Origin of the sequence: Dactylosporangium sp. CA-092794, from assembly GCF_050948465.1 — a bacterium.
Classification (GTDB): Bacteria; Actinomycetota; Actinomycetes; order Mycobacteriales; family Micromonosporaceae; genus Dactylosporangium.
The window spans coordinates 12,262,539-12,283,125 of sequence record NZ_CP192044.1; the positions used below are offsets into that span (position 1 = coordinate 12,262,539).

At 72.0% G+C, this 20,587-nt stretch carries 15 protein-coding genes and 1 pseudogene; 10 read left to right on the forward strand and 6 right to left on the reverse strand.

The genetic code is table 11. From position 1 onward, the window contains the following. Positions 1–18 precede the first annotated feature (18 nt). Positions 19–1,283: pseudogene (locus ACQPXD_RS53225) on the reverse strand (arginine--tRNA ligase). Between the two features lie 236 nt (positions 1,284–1,519). Here ACQPXD_RS53225 and ACQPXD_RS53230 point away from each other — a divergent pair. Next, a complete protein-coding gene (locus tag ACQPXD_RS53230; RefSeq protein WP_432832362.1) occupies positions 1,520–2,458 on the forward strand; it encodes an STM4015 family protein in 939 nt (312 codons plus the stop codon). Positions 2,459–2,460: 2 nt separating this feature from the next. Here ACQPXD_RS53230 and ACQPXD_RS53235 read toward each other — a convergent pair whose 3' ends face one another. Further along, complete coding sequence (locus ACQPXD_RS53235) at positions 2,461–2,919, reverse strand: carboxymuconolactone decarboxylase family protein (RefSeq protein ID WP_432832364.1); 459 nt, start codon at positions 2,917–2,919, stop codon at positions 2,461–2,463. Between the two features lie 117 nt (positions 2,920–3,036). Here ACQPXD_RS53235 and ACQPXD_RS53240 point away from each other — a divergent pair, with 117 nt between their 5' ends. Beyond that, positions 3,037–3,918, forward strand: a complete 882-nt coding sequence (locus ACQPXD_RS53240) for a sigma-70 family RNA polymerase sigma factor (protein WP_432832366.1) — start codon at positions 3,037–3,039, stop codon at positions 3,916–3,918. A gap of 10 nt (positions 3,919–3,928) precedes the next feature. After that, positions 3,929–4,510 (forward strand): dienelactone hydrolase family protein, encoded by a 582-nt coding sequence (locus ACQPXD_RS53245; protein WP_432832368.1) that lies wholly within the window; start codon positions 3,929–3,931, stop codon positions 4,508–4,510. A 6-nt stretch (positions 4,511–4,516) separates the two neighbouring features. Here ACQPXD_RS53245 and ACQPXD_RS53250 read toward each other — a convergent pair whose 3' ends face one another. The 4 genes from ACQPXD_RS53250 to ACQPXD_RS53265 all read right to left on the reverse strand — a co-directional run bounded on the left by ACQPXD_RS53250 (position 4,517) and on the right by ACQPXD_RS53265 (position 10,879). Continuing rightward, positions 4,517–7,906 (reverse strand): FG-GAP-like repeat-containing protein, encoded by a 3,390-nt coding sequence (locus tag ACQPXD_RS53250; protein ID WP_432832370.1) that lies wholly within the window; start codon positions 7,904–7,906, stop codon positions 4,517–4,519. 213 nt (positions 7,907–8,119) lie between these two features. Continuing rightward, positions 8,120–9,055, reverse strand: a complete 936-nt coding sequence (locus ACQPXD_RS53255) for a helix-turn-helix transcriptional regulator (RefSeq protein ID WP_432832372.1) — start codon at positions 9,053–9,055, stop codon at positions 8,120–8,122. A gap of 68 nt (positions 9,056–9,123) precedes the next feature. Next, positions 9,124–9,936, reverse strand: coding sequence for a class I SAM-dependent methyltransferase (locus tag ACQPXD_RS53260; protein ID WP_432832374.1), 813 nt, complete (start codon positions 9,934–9,936; stop codon positions 9,124–9,126). An 85-nt stretch (positions 9,937–10,021) separates the two neighbouring features. Beyond that, the gene (locus ACQPXD_RS53265) at positions 10,022–10,879 is read right to left on the reverse strand and encodes a PhzF family phenazine biosynthesis protein (protein WP_432832376.1); all 858 of its coding nucleotides are present in this window, start codon (positions 10,877–10,879) and stop codon (positions 10,022–10,024) included. A gap of 296 nt (positions 10,880–11,175) precedes the next feature. Here ACQPXD_RS53265 and ACQPXD_RS53270 point away from each other — a divergent pair, with 296 nt between their 5' ends. The 7 genes from ACQPXD_RS53270 to ACQPXD_RS53300 all read left to right on the forward strand — a co-directional run bounded on the left by ACQPXD_RS53270 (position 11,176) and on the right by ACQPXD_RS53300 (position 20,549). Continuing rightward, positions 11,176–14,280 carry an ExeM/NucH family extracellular endonuclease gene (locus ACQPXD_RS53270; RefSeq protein WP_432832378.1) on the forward strand — a complete coding sequence of 1,035 codons (3,105 nt, stop codon included), beginning with the start codon at positions 11,176–11,178 and terminating at the stop codon, positions 14,278–14,280. A 107-nt stretch (positions 14,281–14,387) separates the two neighbouring features. Next, positions 14,388–15,074 (forward strand): hypothetical protein, encoded by a 687-nt coding sequence (locus tag ACQPXD_RS53275; RefSeq protein WP_432832380.1) that lies wholly within the window; start codon positions 14,388–14,390, stop codon positions 15,072–15,074. Positions 15,075–15,149: 75 nt separating this feature from the next. Further along, positions 15,150–16,028: a YcnI family protein gene (locus tag ACQPXD_RS53280; RefSeq protein WP_432832382.1), complete on the forward strand. Its 879-nt coding sequence runs from the start codon at positions 15,150–15,152 to the stop codon at positions 16,026–16,028. A 273-nt stretch (positions 16,029–16,301) separates the two neighbouring features. Beyond that, positions 16,302–17,369 carry a Pecanex-like protein 1 gene (locus ACQPXD_RS53285; protein WP_432832384.1) on the forward strand — a complete coding sequence of 356 codons (1,068 nt, stop codon included), beginning with the start codon at positions 16,302–16,304 and terminating at the stop codon, positions 17,367–17,369. 436 nt (positions 17,370–17,805) lie between these two features. Then, the gene (locus tag ACQPXD_RS53290) at positions 17,806–19,053 is read left to right on the forward strand and encodes a KamA family radical SAM protein (protein WP_432832386.1); all 1,248 of its coding nucleotides are present in this window, start codon (positions 17,806–17,808) and stop codon (positions 19,051–19,053) included. Further along, entirely contained in the window at positions 19,050–20,321 is a 1,272-nt protein-coding gene (locus ACQPXD_RS53295; protein ID WP_432832388.1) for a pyridoxal phosphate-dependent aminotransferase, read from the forward strand. Before ACQPXD_RS53290 ends, ACQPXD_RS53295 begins: the two co-directional genes overlap by 4 nt. Before the next feature lie 27 nt (positions 20,322–20,348). Continuing rightward, positions 20,349–20,549 (forward strand): MbtH family protein, encoded by a 201-nt coding sequence (locus ACQPXD_RS53300; RefSeq protein ID WP_432832390.1) that lies wholly within the window; start codon positions 20,349–20,351, stop codon positions 20,547–20,549. The last annotated feature ends 38 nt before the right edge of the window (positions 20,550–20,587 follow it).

The following is a 20,587-nucleotide window of genomic DNA, read 5'->3' on the forward strand; positions in this document are numbered from 1 at the left end:
CCAGTCCGCGGGCGTCCGCTACATCTGCTCGGGGGCGTCGATGCCGAGCAGCTCAAGACCGATCCGCAGGGTCCGCGCGGTCAGCTCACACAGCGCGAGCCGGCCGTGGCGCACCGGCTCCGGCGCGCGCAGCACCGGGCACTGCTCGAAGAATGTGTTGAACGCCACGGCCAGGCCGTGCAGGTAGCCGGCAAGGCGGTGGAACTCGAGCGTCTCGCCGGCCGCCGCCACGACGCCGGGGAAGCCGAGCAGCTCGACGGCGAGCGCGTGCTCGGCCGGCTCGGCGACCGCGAACGCGGCGCCGGCCCGCTCCACCCCGCCCCGGCGGAAGATCGAGCGGACCCGGACGTGGGCGTACTGCAGATACGGCGCCGTGTCACCGGTCGCCGACAGCATCCGGTCGAAGTCGAGCACGTAGTCCTTGATCCGGTCGCTCGACAGGTCGGCGTACTTGATCGCGCCGATCCCGATCGCCGGCGCGTCGGCCCGTTCGAGGGCCTCGTCCAGCAGCGCGGCCAGCTTGACCGCGTCGCCGGCCCGGCTGCGCAGCCGCTTGCCGTCGGCGCCGAGCACCAGGCCGAAGGCGACGTGCTGCGCCCGCGCCGGCGGCACCAGCCAGCCGGCGGCCCGGGAGACCGCGAAGACCATCTCCAGGTGCTGCCGCTGCTCCGCGCCGACGACGTAGAGCAGGCGGGTGGCCTTGAGCTCGCGGATGCGGTACCGCAGCGCCGCCAGGTCGGTCGCGGCGTAGCCGTAGCCGCCGTCGCGCTTGCGCACGATGAGCGGCAGCGGCTCGCCGTCGCGGCCGGTGAAGCCCTCCGGGAACGCGCACTCGGCGCCGTCGCTCGCCCGCAGCAGCCCGAGACCGCGCAGCTCCGCCACGACGCCGTCGAGCGCAGGTGCCCGACGTGCATCTCCTTCGCGGCGTTGGGCCCCGAGTAGTCCACGACCACCGTCTCGGGCTCCACAGTGGACACGCCGAGCCGCTCGTCCGCGGCCGCGCCGGCGAGCAGCCGGTCGAGCACCGGGTCGGCGAGGGTCAGGTTGATGAACCCGGGCCCGGTGACCTCGACGCTGCGGCACAGGTCGGACAGGCCGGCGGCGCCGGCCACGGCGAGGGCGAGGGCCCGCCGGTCGCCCAGCTCCCGGGGCAACGCGAGCGCGCCGTCGGCCTGGAAGTCGGCGAACTTGGATCGGCGCAGCACGGGGTCGACGGTCGATCCGGTCACTTCCCCGAACGCGGCCGCGAGCCGGTCCCGCAGCACTGTGCCGATGTCAGCCATGCTCTGGCACGGTACCGGCGGACCGCGCCGCCCGCCGCCGGATTAATCCTCAGGACCAGCTGGGCAGCGCGGCCGGGCCGGCAACGATGAGCAGGAAACAGAATGTCGCCGTGAGCAGCAATCGTGCGATTCGTTGTGCCATGGCCGGAAGTTAACCGCGCCAATGGGGGCGGTGCGCTCACCTCGCGGGGCGATACCGCGGCGGCCGGAGGTTCACCCTTGTTAGGGTGCGGGCCGTGAGCTTCTCGGAGCATGCCACGACATTCGCCGGGCTGCCGGTCGTCGACCTCGAGGCCGGGCAGCCGCTGCCCGCGGTGGACGGGCCGGTCGCCTGGCGGTTCGAGCACTGGGACTACGACGGCGACGACGAGTACGAGCCCAGCCCCACGTTCGCGGCGTCGTTCGCGGAGCTGCTCGACGGGATCGACACCGCGGCCGTGCGGGCGCTGGTGGTCGGCTCGTGGGGGTACGCCGCCTTCAACGACGCGCCGATCGCCCAGCTGTGCGCGGCCGCCGACCGGCTCACCGGGCTGGAGGCGCTCTTCCTGGGCGACATCACCGGCGAGGAGTGCGAAGCCTCCTGGATCCGGCTGGGCGACATCACGCCGTTGCTGCGGTCGTACCCCCGGCTGCGCGTCCTGCGCGTGCGCGGCACCCTGGAGCTGCGGCTGTCGCCGGTGCGCCACGCGAACCTGCGCGAGCTCGCGTTCGAGTCCGGCGGGCTGCCCGGCCACGTGCTCGGCGCCGTGCTCGACAGCGACCTGCCCGCCCTGGAGCGGCTGGAGCTCTGGCTGGGCGTGCGCGACTACGGCGGCGACATCGGCATCGCCGACCTCGAGCCGCTGCTGGCCGGCGGCCGGTTCCCGGCGCTGCGCCGGCTGGGCCTGCGCAACGCCGAGATCGCCGACCGGATCGCCGCCGCGCTCGCCGGCGCGCCGGTCGTGGGCCGGCTGGACGAGCTCGACCTGTCGCTCGGCGTGCTGGGCGACGACGGCGCCGAGGCGCTGCTGGCCGGGCAGCCGCTGACCCACCTGCGCCGGCTCGACCTGCACCACAGCTTCCTGTCGCCGCCGTTCGCCGCCCGGCTGGTCGAGGAGCTGCCCGGCGTCGACGTCGACGTGTCCGAGCCGCAGGTCGAGCGCGAGTGGGGCCGCTACACCGCGGTGTCGGAGTAGCCTCAGCCCCAGTTCTGCGGCGCCTGCTGGCGCGTGGTGGCGTTGACCCGGTTGAAGAAGTTGGTCGTGGCGATCCACAGCACGATCGCGGCCAGTTCCGGCTCGGTGAAGTGCTTCGCGGCGGCGTCCCAGATCTCGTCCGGCACCGCGTCGGCGCGGTCGGCCAGCCGGGTCGCCGCCTCGGCCAGGGCCAGCGCGGCGCGCTCGGCGTCGGTGAAGTAGGGCGTCTCCTGCCACACCGCGACCGCGAAGAGCCGCTCGTCGGTCTCGCCGCGCTGCTTGGCGGCGCGGGCGCCGGCGTCCACGCACGGGCTGCAGCCGTTGATCTGGCTGGCCCGCAGGTGGACCAGCTCCAGCGTGCTCTGCGGCACGCCGGCCGAGTGCGCGGCCTTGTAGAGCAGGCTGACCGCCTTCGTGGCGTCGGGCAGGAGGGCGGCCGGGTTCTCGATTCGGGCCTTCATGATCGGTCTCCTCTGTCACATCGGAGCGATTTGCTTCGTCGCCGGTACGACGGGCCCGCCCGGGACAATGTGACAAATGTGGCTCAGGCCACAAACTTGACGAAAGGTACCGTCGAAGTGAGCGACGCTGACCAACTGCTGGCCCAACGGTTCGAGGAGCTGCGGCCCCGGCTACGCGCGGTGGCCCACCGCATGCTCGGCTCGACCGGCGAGGCCGACGACGCGGTGCAGGAGGCCTGGCTGCGGCTCAACCGCGCGGACGCGGCGGAGGTGGACAACCTGGCGGCCTGGCTGACCACGGTCGTCGGGCGGATCTGCCTGGACATGCTGCGCTCCCGCACCGGCCGGCGCGAGGAGCCGCTGGAGCCGGAGGCGGCCACGGCCGATCCGCAGGCCGGTCCGGAGCAGGAGGCGCTGCTGGCCGACTCGGTCGGCGTCGCGCTGCTGGTGGTGCTGGAGACGCTGACGCCGAGCGAACGCCTGGCGTTCGTCCTGCACGACATGTTCGCGGTGTCCTTCGACGACATCGCCGTCATCGTGGGGCGCAGCCCGGCGGCCGCCCGCCAGCTGGCCAGCCGGGCCCGCCGGCGCGTCCAGGCCGACCCCGCCGCTCCGGCCGCCGACGCGCAGCGGCAACGCGAGGTCGTCGCGGCGTTCCTGGCCGCCTCGCGCGGCGGCGACCTGGCCGCGCTGCTGCGCCTGCTCGACCCGGACGTGGTCGTGCGCGCCGACGAGACGGCGGCCCGGATGGGCACGGCCGGCGAGACCCGCGGCGCCGACGTGGTCGCGGCGTTCTTCTCCGGCCGGGCGCGGGCCGCCCGCCCGGCCGACATCGACGGTGCCGCCGGCGCGGTCGTGCTGGCCGGCGGCCGGATCCGCATCGCGCTGAGCTTCACGATCGTGGGCGGGCGGATCATCGGCATCGACGCCGTCGCCGACCCCGAGCAGCTGGCGCTGATGGAGGTGACGCCGCCGGTTGGGCCGGGCGGGGAGGGGTAGCACGTCAGGCATGAGCACCATCGCCGCCGACCTCCTCGTCCCGCAGGGGGCGCAGGGCCTCGTCGTGTTCGCGCACGGCAGCGGCAGCGGCCGCGGCAGCCCGCGCGGCCGCTTCGTCGCCGAGCGGCTGCGGGCGGCCTCGCTGGCCACGCTGCTGGCCGACCTCGCGACGCCGAGCTTCGATCTCGACCGGCTCTCCACCCGGCTCGCCGCCCTGGTCGACCACATGACCACCGACGAGCGCACCGCCGGCCTGCCGATCGGGCTGTACGGTGCGAGCACGGGCACGGCCGCCGCGCTGGCGACCGCCGCGGAGCGCCCCGGCGTCGTACGCACGGTCGTCTCCCGCGGCGGGCGGCCGGACCTGGCCGCCGACCACCTGCCGCGGGTGCGCCAGCCGGTCCTGCTGATCGTCGGCGGGGAGGACCATCAGGTGCTGGACCTCAACCGGGAGGCGATGGGCCACCTCGGCGGCGAGGTCCGCCTGGAGGTCGTCCCCGGCGCCGCCCATCTGTTCGAGGAGCCGGGCGCCCTCGATCGCGTCGCCGCCCTGGCCCGCGCCTGGTTCACCGCCCGCCTGGTCCCGGCCTAGCGCGCGTCAGGCGGCCACACCGTCGCCGGCCCCGTTGTTCGGGCCGTTGCCGGTGGCGATGCTGCCGAGGCCGACCCAGTGGTCGCCGGTGGTGTCGGCGCCGTTGTTCCGCCAGCCCAGGACGCTGCCGTTCGACGGGTCGACGGCCAGGTAGTCGGCCCGGCGGTCGACGTTGAGGTTCGCCAGGAACGCCCGCCGGCCGCGAGTCGTGACCCCGGTGCCGGTGCCGGAGGCGATCACGCCGCGGTCCTCCCAGTGGTCGCCGGTGGTGTACGCGCCGCGGTTGAGCCAGGCGTGCACCGCACCGGTGTTGGCGTCGAGGGCCAGGTAGTCGTCGAAGCCGTCGCCGTTCAGGTCGGCGAAGGTCACCTGGGGGCCGCCGTCGTGGACTCCGGTGCCGGTGCCGGAGGCGACCACGCCCTGGTCCACCCAGCGGTCGCCGGCGTGGTCGGCGCCAACGTTCAGCCACAGATGCACCGAGCCGTTGTGCTGGTTGACCGCCACGTAGTCGTCGCGGCCGTCGCCGTTCATGTCCGCGAACTGGGCTTCGCTCCTGCCCGCGCCGAGACCGACGCCGGTGTTCGTACCCGACGCGATGATGCCCCGATCGATCCAGTGGTCGCCGGCCGTCGCCGCGCCGTTGTTGATCCATGCCTCGGCCAGGCCGGTGGCCGGGTCGAGGGCGAGGTAGTCGTCCCGGCCGTCGCCGTCGAGGTCGGCCCAGCGCACCACACGGCCGCTCAGCCCGACGCCGGTGTTCGTCCCGGAGGCGATCGTTCCGCGGCCGATCCAGTGGTCGCCCGCCGCGTCGGCGCCGTTGTTGATCCAGGCCATGACCGCGCCGTTGCCGGTGTTGACGGCCAGGTAGTCGTCCCGGCCGTCGCCGTCGAGGTCGGCGAACGCGGCCTGGCCGTTGACGAACGAGCCGACCAGCGGGACCCCGTTGGTCGTGCCGACGCCGGTGTTGGTGCCGGACGCGATCACGCCGCGGTAGAGCCAGTTGTCCCCGGATTCCCAGGCCCGCACGTTGAGCCAGCCGTCGGTCGATCCGGTCGTCGGGTCGATCGCCACATAGTCGGCCAGCCGGTCACCGTTGAGGTCGGCGAACTGCGCCTGCCGGCCGAGCGAGCCGACGCCGGTGTTCGTGCCGGAGGCGATGATGCCCTCGTCGATCCAGCGGTCCCCGCCCCGCTCGGCGCCGTTGTTCAGCCACCCGTGCACCGAACCGGTGCGCTGGTCGACCGCCAGATACTCGACCCGGCCGTCGCCGTTGAGGTCGGCGAACTGCACCTGCCGGCCGGTCAGCCCGACCCCGGTGTTCGTGCCGGAGGCGATGATGCCCACGTCGATCCAGCGGTCCCCGCCGTTCTCGGCGCCGTTGTTGAGCCAGCCGTGCACCGATCCGTTCGCCGGGTCGACCGCGAGGTAGTCGGCCCGCCCGTCGCCGTTGAGGTCGCCGAACCGAACCTGCCGGGCGCCGTAGGCGACGCCGGTGTTCGTGCCGGAGGCGATCACGCCGCGGTCGTCCCAGTGGTCGCCGGGCTCGTAGCCGCGCACGTTCAGCCAGCCGCGCACCGATCCGGTGGCCTGGTCGACGGCGAGGTAGTCGTCGCGCCCGTCGGCGTTGAGGTCGGCGACCTGCATCTCGCGGCCGAACCCGACCCCGGTGTTCGTGCCCGACGCGGTGATGCCGCACGGCAACCAGTGGTCGCCGTCCCGGTCGGCGCCGTTGTTGAGCCAGGTGCGCACCGAACCGGTCGCCGGGTCGACGGCCAGGTAGTCGTCCTTGCCGTCGCCGTTGAGGTCGGCGAACCGCGCCTGCCGCGGCCCACCGCCGCCGGGATTGCCGCCCGGCGGGCAGACGGCCGTGTTCTGCGTGGAGCCGGCCACCGGCCAGTCCCGTCCGATCGCGGTCAGTACGCCGACGTCGAAGACCTTGGCCATCTTGGCGTACCCGGCATCGTTGGGATGCACGTCGTCGGCGAGGTCGCCGTTGTCGACCGCGTTCATGTTGACGAACACCAAGTGCCTGCCGCTGTCGGTCCGGCGCTGGACCATGTCGCTCATGCCCTGGTTGAACGCCCGGATCCGGGCCTCGATCGCCGGGTCGCGCGAGGGTACCAGCGACGAGACGACCACAGTTGCCTGCGGCAGGCCGGCGAAGATCTGGTCGATCACGCCGCCGAGCCGGTCCACCGCACCGGCCGTCTGGTAGTTCTGGATCATGTCGTTGGTGCCCAGGTGCAGCGTGACGACCTGGGGCCGGTAGCCGGCCAGCCAGTCCGGCAGCCGGGCGGCGATCTCGTCGATCCGCCAGCCGGAATGGCCCTCGTGCTGGGTGTCGGCCGTGGACACGCCGTCCGACTGCGAACCCACGAAGTCGAAGCCGACTCCGGCGTCACGCAGCCGCTGCTGCAGGGGCACCCGGTAGCCGTTCATCCCCGAACTGCCGGTACCGGAGGTGATCGAGTCGCCAAGCGGCATGATCCGCAACGCCCCGGCCGCCTGGATCCCCTGCGCCAGCCGATCGAGGTATCCCCGGACGATGGCCATGGCGTCCGGTGTGACCCGGTTCCGCACAAATTCAAGGACGCTCGCGTACCACCGGCTGGCAAAACCGCGCAGCGTGGCCTGGATGCTGCTGACCAGCTCACGAGTGGTGGTGCTGAGGGTATTGGCGAGCAGGCCCGCGGCGGCGCCGCTCACCGCGCCCCAGATGGCGGCGGCGACCGCCGCCCCCCACACCTCGTTGTCGATCGGTTTCTTGTTGAGTGCCGCACCCACCAACTCGCCGACCCCGGCCGCCAGCCCGCCCGAGATCGCCCCGCACACCGGCGCCGCGGCCACGGCGCCGACATTGAACACGGCCAGGCAAATCCCGGCGATGAGGACGGTCACCGCGGTGACGATGATCCCGGTCACGAGCTTCTTCCAGAACGCGTCCCAGAATCCGGCGACGCTGATGTCGCCGCTCGGCACCACGATGACGATGCTGTCGCCGACGACCTGGATGCTCCCGCCGAACTGGATGTCGTCGGCCGCCAGCGGGTAGAAGGCGACGCCGGTGCGCCGGGCCTGCATGAGCAGAGCGGCGCTGAACGGCCGGCCGGGGTTCTGGTCGGCGCGGACCGTGTCGACGAACTGCTGCATCTGCTGGTGCAACTGGTCCGGTCGCGCCCCGGGCTTGAAATCGATCGCCGCCAGCACATCGTCGTCGCCATTCGCCAGCGATCGCAGGCTCCCGGCGGCACGCGCGCATCCGATGCGCAGCGTCGCACCGCCGTCGCCCACCGCAACGGCGTCGAACGGGGTCGTGATCTGCGAGCATTGGCTGACCCCGGCCGCGGCGACCGGACGAATCGGCCCGGCCAACACCAGACACAGCGAGAGAATCACCGCGATCACCCACCGGGCTCGCGCGGGCACTTTCCAGCGGAGGGGCAGGTCAATGTGGCCGGCCGGCGAGGCCGCGCGATTCGGGTGCACAGGATCTCCAGTCTCGCAGGAGTTCGGCGCGCAGATCGAATCGCCGCCATCGATGTCCATGATCCGCGGGCCCGATTCTAGGGGCACGGGACGGCGCTCTGGGAGTCCCCGCCAGTGACCCCCTCAGGCCGGCCCCTGGCGTTCCTTGTGCAGGTCGCGGCCGGCGTACCAGGTGGCGAGCAGGCGCAATGCGTCGGCCGACGGCGATCCGGGTTCGGCGTGGTAGACCTTCAACTTCAGTCCTGGTTCGGCCGCGACGTCGATCGACTCGTAGGTGAGCGGGGATCCTGGTTCGGCGCGGTAACTCGCCACCGCCTGCCCCGGTCCGGCCGCGACATCGAACGACTCGAAGCTGAGGACGAGTTCGCCGAACTCCGGATGCCGGTACCGGATCACACCGCTGGTATGCCTGTTGACGTTGTGGGCGGCCCACCGGCGCCGGAACTGCTCGCTGCGGGCGTTCAACTCCTCCACCAACGCGGACCGGACCGGATCCTGGCCGGGTGCCGAGCGCAGCATGGCCACGAGTTCGTCGGCCAGGGTGTCCCAGTCCGGCCACGCCGTCGCGTCGGGTGTCACCAGGAACAGGTACCGGGCGAAATTCGGCACCGGTGCGGTCTCGAACATCGGCCAGTAGGCGGCCCGGGCCAGCTGGTTGGCGCCGATGATGTCCAACCGTGCGTTGTAGATGATCGCCGGCGCGTCGGTCATCGAGTCCAGCATCCGTTGGACCGTCGGCCGCAGCCTCGGCGTGATGACGGCCCGGTCGGCGGGCCGGCTGGTGGCGTGGACGAGGGCGGCCAGATGTGTACGCTCCGCGTCGTCGAGTCGCAGGGCGCGGGCGATCGCGTCGAGCACGCCGCCGGAGACGCCGGTGGCGTCGCCGCGTTCGAGGCGGATGTAGTAGCTGATACTGACTCCGGCCAGTGAGGCCAGTTCCTCCCGGCGCAGTCCTGGCACCCGGCGGTTCCCGCCGGCTGCCGGTAGGCCCGCTTCGGCCGGACTGACCCGGGCCCGCCGGGAAATCAGGAACTCGCGGATCTCCGCCCGGGCGTCCATGCCGGCGACCATACGGGAAGTCCGACCGGCAAGGGAGTCACCGCCGGTGACCCCCGGCATCGGTGGCGCTAGGCGGGGCGGCGGCCCCAGGCGGAGATCATCGGGGAGGTGGCCAGGTCGAGGCGGCCGGCGGCGACGCTGGCCAGGTGGCGGTCGATCTCCTCGTCGGTGGCCAGGCCCGCGGCGGTCAGCCGGCCGCGGATCTGCTCGACCGTGGCCCGCTCCAGCCGGTCGCAGGCCGGGCCGGTGACCGGGAAGTAACCGTCGGCGGCGATCTCCGTCAGGCCCGCCGCGCGCAGCCGGCCCGGCAGCGTCCGGCCGAAGGCGAGGTCGGCGCCGCGCTGCGCCATCAGCGTGCGGAAGTCGCGCTTGAGCTTGTTGGCCAGCCGCTGCTCCGGGCCGGACTCGTCGAGGCAGGCCAGCGGCTGCAGCGCCGGGTCGGCCTCCTCGACCAGCAGCCACCCGCCCGGGCGCAGCGCGGCGACCATCGCGGCGAGGGCCGCGTCGCGCCGGGGCACGTGCACGAGCACCAGCCGGGCGTGGACCAGGTCGAACCCGTCGCCCGGGGCCGGCTCGACGCCCACGTCGTGGCGGAGCACCTCGTAGCCCGCGCCCTCGGACAGCCAGGCCGTGTCGATGTCGGTGGCCAGCACCCGGCCCGCCGGGCCGACCCGGGCCGCGAGCCGGGCCGGCACGCTCGGGCCGCCCGCGCCGACCTCCCAGCACCGCCAGCCGGGGGCGATGCCGAGCGCGTCGAGGCGGCGGAACGTCGCCGGGTCGAACAGCTCGGCGAACGCGCCGAAGCGGTCGCCGGCCTCGCGCTGGGCGTTGTCGAGCAGGTATGCGCCGGAGGCGGTCGGCGCCTCGCTGTCCCGCACCATGAGCGCCAACCTAGCACCGGTAAGTACCTCAGCCGCCCGCGCTGGAGCTCACGGTGGGCCCGCCGGTGTCCGAACCCGGCGGCGCTCAGACGTAGAGCCGGCCGTCGGCGACGACGATCGCGGTGCCGTCGATCTCGACCCGGTCGACGGCACCGTCGCGCATCGAGGCGCGGGCGCGGATCGTCGAGGGGCGGCCCATCTCGACGCCCTGGCGGACGGTGATGGTCGCGCCGAGCGGTATCCGGCCGTGCCGGCCCAGGTGCAGCGCCAGCGGGCCGGCCGCGGAGCCGGTGCCGGCGTCCTCGGTCACGCCGTAGGCGGGCGAGAACATCCGGGCCCGCCAGACGAGCGGGTCGCCGGCCGGGGCGAAGCAGTTCGCGGCCAGGTCGTCGTGGTCGGCCAGCGCGCGCAGGTCGACCCGCAGGGCGGACAGCTCGGCCACGCTGCCGAGCCCGACGAACGCGTGGCGCGGCCCGTTGCGGTACACCTCGACCGGCAGACTCGACGCGGGGACCCCCAGCGCCTCGAGCAGCTCGCCGGCCCGGGCGTAGGGCTCCCACACCGGGATCGGCTGGAGCATCCGCGCCCGCACGCGGCCGTCGCCCGCCTCTCCGGTGAAGCGGAACGGCACCACCCCCATGCCGGTCTCCATCCGCAGCTCGCCGCCGCGCACGCCGGGATGCCCGGTCGCGGCCAGGACCGCGGCGGTGCCGAACGTCGGGTGCCCGGCGAAGGGCAGCTCCCCGATCGGCGTGAAGATCCGCACGCGCACGTCGCCGCCGGCCGCGGGCGGGAAGACGAAGGTGGTCTCGGACAGGTTCATCTCGCGCGCGATGCGCTGCATCCGCTCGCCGGACAGCCCGGAGGCGTCGGGCACGACGGCGAGCGGGTTGCCCTCCAGGGCGGTGTCGGTGAAGACATCGGCGATCACGTAGCCGTACACGAACGCCAGGCTAAGCGCCGCCCCGAGCAGCCCGACACTGCACGAACGAGTAGCCGCCGAGCACGGACTCATCCCCCCATTCCGCCACATGTGTGCCCGTAACGGCATTCCACGGACGAAGGTCCTTCAGGGCCAAGTGCAGGGTCGGCAAGGGCGTCAATTCCGCGAAGTTGTCTTATCGTGTCACACGCCGTTCAGCCTTCGTCCGCCGACAGGTCGGCGTCAGGCGCCTAGCGTCCGTAGGTCGGCCCCCAGCTCAGCGGGGCCGAATCACCACCACCTGGAGGTCCGGGTCTATGTCCCGTGCGATCGTCCGGCGATTAGCCGCCGTCCTGTCCCTGTCCACAGCCGGGTTGGCCTGGCCCCTGCTCGCCGACCCGGCATCCGCCAATCCGGCGGGGACGGGGCTGGTCATCAGCGAGGCGTACGTCAATGGCGGCTCGTCCGGCGCAAGCTACCTCAACAAGTTCATCGAGCTGTACAACCCCACGTCGAGCGCGATCTCGCTGAGCGGCGACACCCTGCAGTACCGCGCCCCCACCAGCACCGTCGTGCCCAGCGGCGCGCAGGTGTTCACCCTGTCGGGCACGGTGGCCGCGCACGGACACTTCCTCATCCAGCTGCCGAGCAACGGCGCCGCCACCAACCCCGGCGCGCCGCTGCCCACACCGGACCTCAACACCGGCGGCAGCATCAACCCGGGCGCCGGCGGCGGCACGCTCTTCGTCGCCGCCAGCGCCGTCGGCGTCCTGCCCACCGACGCCTCGGTCATCGACAAGATCGGCTGGGGCACCAGCAACTCCCCCGAGGGCACGGTGACCACCGGCAACTCGCTCGTGCTGAGCTACCAGCGCGACGCCGCCGGCGCGGACACCGACAACAACGCGACCGACTTCCACACCGCCACCCCGGAGCCGCAGAACGCGGCGTCCGACGGCGGCACGGCGGCGGTCACGGTGACGAACCCGGGCACCCAGAACGCGACGGTGGGCACGGCGATCGCGCCGCTGACCCTCGCCGCCTCGGGTGGCACCGCGCCGTACACCTGGAGCGCGACCGGCCTGCCCGCGGGCCTGTCGATCTCCACGGCCGGGGTCGTCACGGGCACGCCGACCGCGGCCGGCACCTCCTCGGTGACGGTCACCGCGACCGACTCGACCAGCGCCGGCGGCTCGGCGACGTTCACCTACGTCGTCACCGCCCCGGCCACGGTCCTGCCGATCGCCGCCATCCAGGGCACGAACACGGACACCTCGCCGTACACCGGCCAAAGCGTGACGACCGAGGGTGTCGTGACCGCGGTGTACAAGACCGGCGGGTTCAACGGGTTCTTCCTGGAGACCGGCGGTGCCGGCGGCAGCGAGGCGGACGACGCCACGCCGGGCGCCTCCGACGCGGTCTTCGTCTTCGGCTCGATCTCGGCCGGTCAGGTGAACATCGGCGACAGCGTCCGGGTCACCGGTACCGTGCAGGAGTTCCAGGGCGAGACCGAGATCTCCTCGCCCTCGGTCACGCAGCTCGCCACCGCGCTGCCGGCCGTCGTGCCGGACGCGATCCCGTGGTCGAGCCTCGCGACGGACGCGCAGAAGGAGGCCCACGAGGGCGAGCTGGTCGCGCCGCAGGGCACCTTCACGGTGTCGGACAACTACGACGCGAACTGGTACGGCTCCTTCACCCTCGCGGCCGGTGACACGCCGCTGCGCCAGCCCACCGACGCCGGAGCGGCCGGCAGCGCCCAGGCGCAGGCCGTGGCCGCCGACAACGCGGCCCGGATGGTGACGCTGGACGACGGCGCGAGCCTCAACTACAGCAACGCCTCGAACGCCGGCACGCCCCTGCCGTGGCTCACGCCGGCCAACACGGTCAGCGTCGGGTCGACGGTCACCTTCCACCAGCCGGTGATTCTGGAGTACCGGTTCTCGCTGTGGAACTTCCAGCCGACCCGGCAGGTGACCGACAACGGGGCGGCGGTCGCGACCTTCAGCGACACCCGCACCGGCAACCAGCAGCCGGCGAACGTCGGCGGCAACCTCCGCCTGGCGACGTTCAACGTGGAGAACTACTTCCCGCTGACCGGCGAGGAGTACGTCGCCAAGGGCCTCGGCACCTGCACGTACTACACCGACCGGGCGGGCAACCGCATCGCGGTGAACACCTGCACCGGCACCGACGGCAGCGCCGGCCCGCGCGGCGCCGCCAACGACGCCAGCTTCCAGCGGCAGCAGGCGAAGATCGTGACCGGCATCAACCGGCTCGGCGCCAGCATCGTCTCGCTGGAGGAGGTCGAGAACTCGGCCAAGTTCGGCGAGTCCCGCGACGCCGCGCTCGCCACCCTCGTCGACGCGCTCAACGCGGCCGCCGGCGCGCCGGTGTGGGCCTACGTGCCCTCGCCGTCCGCCGACAAGCTGCCGGCCGTCGCCGACGAGGACGTGATCCGCACCGCGTTCATCTACAAGCCGGCCGACGTGGCGCTCGTCGGGACCTCGACGGTGCTCACCACCGCCTCGGGCCCCGGCCAGTCGTTCTCGATCGCCCGGGAGCCGCTGGCCCAGGGCTTCAAGCGGGCCGGCGCGACCGACGCCGACGTGTTCCTCGTCGTCGCCAACCACTGGAAGTCGAAGGGCAGCGGCACGCCGATGTACCCGGGCGACGCCGAGGACACGTCGTCGCCCGCGGTGGACCAGGGTGCGTTCAACGCCACCCGGGTCCACGAGGCGCAGGACACCAGCGCCTTCGCCACGCAGGTGGCCGCGAGCCTCGGCACCGACCGGATCTTCCTGGTCGGCGACTTCAACTCGTACACCCAGGAGGACCCGCTGCAGGTGCTGTACGCGGCGGGCTACACCGACCTGGGCTCGGCCCTCGACCCGTCCGAGTGGACGTACTCCTTCAACAGCCTGGAGGGCTCCCTCGACCACGTGCTGGCCAACGCGCCCGCGCGTGCGCTGGTCACCGGGGCGGACGTGTGGCAGATCAACGCGCAGGAAGCGATCGCCTACGCGTACAGCCGCTACAACTACAACGCCACCCTGCTGTTCAACGGCAGCGACCCGTTCGCGGCGTCGGACCACGACCCGGTCGTCATCGGGCTGAACCCGCCCGTGACCCCGGTGCCGCCGGCCTGGAACTCGTCGAAGATCTACTACAACGGGGACCTGGTCACCTACCAGGGCTCCACGTGGCAGGCGCTGTGGTACAACACGCACCAAACTCCGGGCGACCCCTACGGCGCCTGGATGGAGATCAAGACGGCCCCGGACGGCACCGCCATCTGGACCCCGTCGCGCATCTTCAACGCCACGGACGTGGTGGTCTACCAGGGCAAGAAGTACGTCGCCAAGTGGTGGACCCGTAACCAGGTTCCCCTCGCCGATCCGTGGGGCGCCTGGAAAGCCCTCTGATCCGACCGCACCACAGAACCGGGGCCGCCCTCACCCGAGGGCGGCCCCGCTCGTCGGGCGTCTGCGAGGATGGGCGCGTGTCGACAGCCACGAGAATTCTTCGGACGGTGACGGCCGGTAGCGTCGCCGTGACGCTGGCGCTGGCGGGCTGCTCGGGCGGCGGCGAGGGCCCGGCGCCGGACGGCGGCCCGTACACGGTCGCCAAGCTGCAGGCCGGCGTGCTGCAGCCGGCCGACGTCGGTCCGACGTGGAAGCGCCCCGAGCAGTCGTCGCCGCCGGTGACGAGCCTGATACCGCTCTGCCCGGGGCTCGCGACCCGGCCGCCGGTGCCCGGCTCGCCGACCGTGATCGCCGCGTCGATGGCCGACGAGGGCGACCGGGGCGCGCAGGCCTTCGACCAGATGGGCCTCGTCTACAAGGACGCGGCCGCGATGGAGGCGGCATTCGCGTCGCTGCAGGACACGATGGACGCCTGCCCGCCGAAAGCGTCCCGGACCGCCGGGCCGCGCGACGACACCGCCGAGGCCGGATACACCGAGACCAGCACGATCGAGCCGCTGGTCTCCGGCGGGTGGAAGGGCTTCGTGACGCTGCGGCACAAGGTGTACGAGGCGGCGAGCCCCGGCACGGCCGACGTCGCCGTGGCGGTGGTCGGCCAGGGCAACGCGATCATCGTGGCCAGCTATGCGGTCTACTGGGTGGGTCAGCACAGCACCGGCCCGGAGTTCACCGCCGACTGGCGCCGCCTGGTCGGCACCGTGCTGAGCCGGGTCGACGCCAAACACCCCAGCTGACGCCGGTGGCGCGGCCGCCGAAATTCTTGCCCGAGGGATTGAACCCTCCGGCCCTGCCCACACGAACAACCCGGTGTGGAGTACACGCAGGCGGGCTCTCAGCGGCGACCGAGGTGGGCCGTCCGCGCAGCCATCGCCGGAACCAGTGTCCTGGGCCTCGTCGGCATCGCCGCACCCGCCTGGGCCGACGTGTCCGTCACGCCGACCGAGGCGGCGCAGCGTGACGCCGCCAACCTGACGTTCCGCATCACGAACGAGAGCCAGACGGCCTCGATCACCACGATCGACGTGCAGCTGCCGGCGGACACCCCGATCGCCGAGGTGTACCCGCTGTCGGTGGCCGACTGGGCACCCGCGATGACCAACGTGAAGATCGACAAGCCGGTCGAGTCGCTGCACGGCTACCAGATCACCGACGTCACGACGGCGGTGAAGTGGATCGCGATGCCGGGCAAGGAGCTACCGCCGGGCGGGACGACCGAGCTGCCGCTGTCGATCGGGCCGCTGCCGGCCGTGGCGAAGCTGTCGTTCGGCGTGGTGCTGACCAACTCCGACGGCACGCAGGTGCGCTGGACGGGCCAGCCTGGGGCGGCCGCCGCGCCGGGTGAGCATCCCGCTCCGGTGCTCGCGCTCACGGCCGCACCGGCGGGCCAGGGCGGGCACGCGGCCGAGCACGGCGGCGCGATCCCGGACGGGACCGCCGACACCGCCGGCGACGCGGCCGACGCTGCCGACGCCGGCGGCAGCGCCCCCACCGGCGGCACCTCCTACCTCGGCTGGGCCTTGGCGGCGCTGGTGCTCATCGCCGCGATCTGCGTCTTCGGCGTGGTGCTGGATCACCGGCGAACGGCCGCCTCCGGCGCCCAGGAGCCGGATGCGCCGACGCCCGATTCGGAAGCCGCGCCCACCGAGGGTAAAAGCATGGCTACGGCGCACGGTAAATCCGCGCCTTAATCATTTCCAAATAAGCGCCTGAGGTCCATTTTTTGGGCTCTCGGCGGCGGGTCCGACCTGCGCAAATGCGCGATCTGTAAGTGCGCTTTGGGATAGCCTTTAGAGTTGCTTAGTTCCTGCTCCGACGCTTGACGATGGTCAATCTTCAATTCTAGATTGGCAACCGGATACGAGGTTTAGCTTCCGGTGGGTTATCTGGGTTCCGCTACCCCCACCAGCCCCCCGGCGGCGCCGAGCCGTCGGCGCCAGTCAGAAATGAGAGAGGTTTCCGTCATGCAGCGAAGGTCGGCCGCATACCCGCGCTGGTCTGAAGATGAGGCCGGCTCGACCGAAGGCAAGCCCGGGTTCTTCCGGAACAAGCGAGTGCTATCCATCGGTGCTGCGGTGCTCGCCTTCGCGGCGGGCCTCACGGTCACACAGATCTCGAATGCGTCCACCTGGAAACGGCAGCCGCAGGGCGGCGGGAGCGCGGCGTGCGCGACCGCCACCGCGAAGGGCCCCGCGACCGGCCGCGCCGGCTCGAGCAGCGCACCCGCCGCGAAGGCGTCGGCGGATGCCTCGGCCGACCCGGGCGTCGGCGCCAACCCCGCCGCGGGTGATGTTCCCAAGCCCGGCCAGACCGCAGGTGACGTGAGCGGCGGGACGCAGAACGGCCACCGGGTGACCAACCACGTCGGCGACGGCCAGGTGCAGGGCCGGCCCAACTGGCGCCGCGTCAACCCGAACTGCCCGACCCCGGCCGCGACGACAACGACGACCGGCGCGCCGAACGCCGGCAGCAGCACCGGCACCACCCTGGACACGCTCGGCAACGACTGCAGCCAGAGCAAGCTCCCGGCGCACGACGGCTTCCAGAACGCCCCGCGCTGCGTGAGCACGGCGTTCGGCGAGGTCAGCAGCCAGGACAAGAACCCGACGCTGCTCATCACCGGGGCACCGCAGCGGGTCCGGGTGGGCCAGGCCTTCACCATCCAGGTGAGCACCCGCAACCTGGTCCGCGACCGCTTCCTCGGCGCCGCGGCGGGCGGCTACTACCTCGAGAGCGCGTTCCTGACCGCCGACGGCCTGACCCGCGGCCACTTCCACACCGCGTGCCGCATGCTCGCCAGCACCCGCCTCGCGCCGGACCCGACCGTGGCGCCGGCGTTCTTCGTCGCCACCGAGGACAGCGGCGGCAGCGCCCAGCCGGACGTCGTCACCATCAACGTGACCGGCATGCCCACCGCCGGCACCGCCCAGTGCGCCTCGTGGGCCGGTGACGGCTCGCACCGCATCCCGATGATGCAGAAGGCCAACGAGACCCCGGCCTTCGACGCGGTCCGCATCACCGTGACGAATTAGCGCCAGCGCCAGGCCACCGAAAACGGTCCTGCGGGGCATCGCCGGTCAACTCGGCGATGCCCCGCTTTGGTGTCAGCGCCGGGTTTGCCCGTTGCCCAGATGGTCGTGCCCCAGTCGATGTCGCATCTGCCGTCTCGTGGCACCGGCCGCTCAGCTCGCTTTCTCGTCGACCGGCCGGTTTTCGCCGATGACTCGTGAACCCCAGGAGCGCGGGCTTCGTAGTAGGGCAAACCGTCCGCGATCTACACGGCGAAGGGGCCCATAGGTGATCCGGCCACAGTCGACCCACGGCGCGACTCTCCGCGTCGACCTCGTCACTGACGACCCCACCAACCCGCAAGTTCTGCCGGCTTCAGGCCGTTTTCGGGCATACGGGCCACGAGAACTCGATCACATCGTCGAACGATTCCGGATACCCGCGGACCTCGCCGAGAGCATGCGCCTGCACTCGCTGGTGCTGCCGTTCCGGGTCAACGAGTACGTGCTGTCGGAACTGATCGACTGGTCCCGCGTGCCCGGCGACCCGATGTACCAGCTCGTGTTCCCGCAGCCGGGAATGATCGACGCCGGTGACGAGAAGGAGCTGGCCCGGCTCAGCCAGAGTCGCGCGGACGCGGGCGAGCTCGCCGCACTCATCGCGCGGATCCGCCGTGCGATGAATCCGCACCCATCCGGCCAGCGGGAACTGAATGTGCCGACGCTGGACGGCGTCCGGCTGCCTGGGATCCAGCACAAGTACCGGGAAACCCTGCTCTATTTCCCGGTACACGGGCAGAGCTGTCACGCCTACTGCACCTACTGCTTCCGGTGGGCCCAGTTCATCGGGGATCCGGATCTGCGTTTCGCCGCTCCCGGACCGGATTGGCTCGTCACCTATCTGCGGTCCCACGCGGAGGTCAGCGATGTGCTCATCACCGGTGGCGATCCGATGATCATGTCAACGGCGAGGCTCGACGAGCACGTGCGTCCGCTCCTGTCCGTCTCGAGCGTGCGCACGATCCGCATCGGCACCAAGTCGTTGGCCTACTGGCCACAGCGGTTCTCCACCGATGCCGACGCCGACGACCTGCTCCGGCTCTTCGAGGACGTCGTGCGCTCCGGCCGGACCCTGGCCGTCATGGCGCACTTCAGCCACCCCCGGGAGATCGACACCGACCTGGCGCGGCGGGGCCTGTCGCGCATCCTGTCCGCCGGAGCCGTCGTCTACTGCCAGGCGCCGCTGATCGGGCACGTGAACGACGACCCGGCGGTCTGGTCCGACCTCTGGCGGAAGGAGCTGGCGGCCGGGGCGGTGCCCTACTACCTGTTCATCGCCCGTGACACCGGGCCGTATGAGTACTTCCGGGTCTCGCTCGACCGGGCCGGCCGGATCTTCACCGAGGCGTACCGAGACCTGCCCGGACTGGCTCGGACGGTCCGGGGCCCGGTGATGTCGGTCACGGCAGGCAAAGTGGTGGTGGACGGCGTGGAGGAGACCTCCCAGGGCCGGTTCTTCCAGCTCCGGATGCTGCAGGCGCGCACCCCGAACCTGGTCGGCCGGCCGTTCCGGGCGCACTACTCGGCGGACGCGGCCTGGATCGACGATCTGACGCTCCATCCCGACACGCCGCCCGACCTCGTCGCGGCCATCCACGGCGTGCCGGGGACGGACGAGTCCTGGACCGGGCGAGGGTTCGTGTCTTGAGCAGGCACGCGGGAATCTCGCCCAACCTGGCCCTGGACCAGGAGATCGCCAAGCGCCGTGCGGCCGGCGAGGACATCGTGCACCTCGGGTTCGGGGAGTCGCGCCTTCCCGTACACCCGAGCCTTGTTGAACAGCTGGCCAAGGGCGCCTATCGCCACGAGTACGGCCCCGTCGCCGGCAGCCCGGACGTCCGGGAGGCCGCGGCCGGTTACTTCACGCGGCGCCGGCTCGCCACGCTCCCGGAGCAAATCATCGTCGCCCCCGGCAGCAAGCCGCTGCTGGCCGCTCTCGTCGCCGCCATCGGTGGCGATGTCATTCTGCCCAACCCGTGCTGGGTCACCTACGCCCCGCAGGCCAGGCTGTTCGGCCACAAGCCGTACCTCGTACCGGTTCCGGAGAGGTGCGGCGGCGTCCCAGAGGCATCGGCCCTTCAGGACACGATCCGCCGGGCCAGGGCCGAAGGCGGTGATCCCCGGGTCCTGATCGTCACCCTGCCCGACAATCCGACGGGTACCCTTGCTCCCCCCGAGATGATCCGAGAGCTGTGCCGGATCGCGGAGGACGAGCGTCTGATCATCGTGTCAGACGAGATTTACCGGGACACGCTGCACGCACCGGCGGACCCGATGGCGAGCCCGGCGGAATTCCTACCGGATCGCACCGTCGTTGTCACCGGGCTGAGCAAGAGCCTGGCCCTGGGCGGTTGGCGGATCGGGCTGGCCCGCTTTCCGGCCGGCGCGCCGGGACAAGACCTTCACGCCGGTGTCGCGGCCGTGGCCAGCGAGACATGGTCCACCCTGGCCGGGCCGATGCAGCAGGTCGCGGCCTACGCGCTGAACGAGTCCGAAGACATCCGGCAGCATCTCGCCCAGAGCGCCTTCCTGCACGGTGCGGTCGCCGCCGACGTGCACCGGATCATGACGTATGCCGGCGCACGCGGCAACGCTCCCCAGGGCGCTTTCTATGTCTACCCGGACTTCGAGCCGATCCGAGCCGAGCTGGCCGGGATCGGCGTCAGGGACTCGCCGGGGCTGCAGCGGTACCTCCTGGACGAATTCGGTATCGCGGTCCTCGGCGGCCACCACTTCGGTGAGGCCGTCTCTTGTCTGCGGTTTCGGGCGGCTACCAGCCTGCTCTACGGCGAGACGGACGAGCAGCGATGGCGCGCCTTGACGTCGGCCGACCCTCTCCGCGTGCCCCACGTGGCCCGGACCCTTGACCGCATTGAGCTCGCCTTCCACGAGTTGGCGCGACGCGCGAAGTTCTGACATCGACAAAGAGGAATCAGATAAACCATGGGAAATCCCTTTGAGAACGCCGAAGGCGCATACCTCGTGCTGGTCAACCAGGAAGGTCAGCACTCGCTGTGGCCCGCGTACATCGAGGTTCCCCCGGGATGGTCGACCGCTTTCGGGCGGGCCGGCCGGGATGAGTGCCTCGCATACATCGAGGAGAACTGGACCGACATGAGACCGAAGAGCCTTTCGGACCTGTGACGGCCGCCAAAAATTGACTCGATGTAGAGAACAGGAGC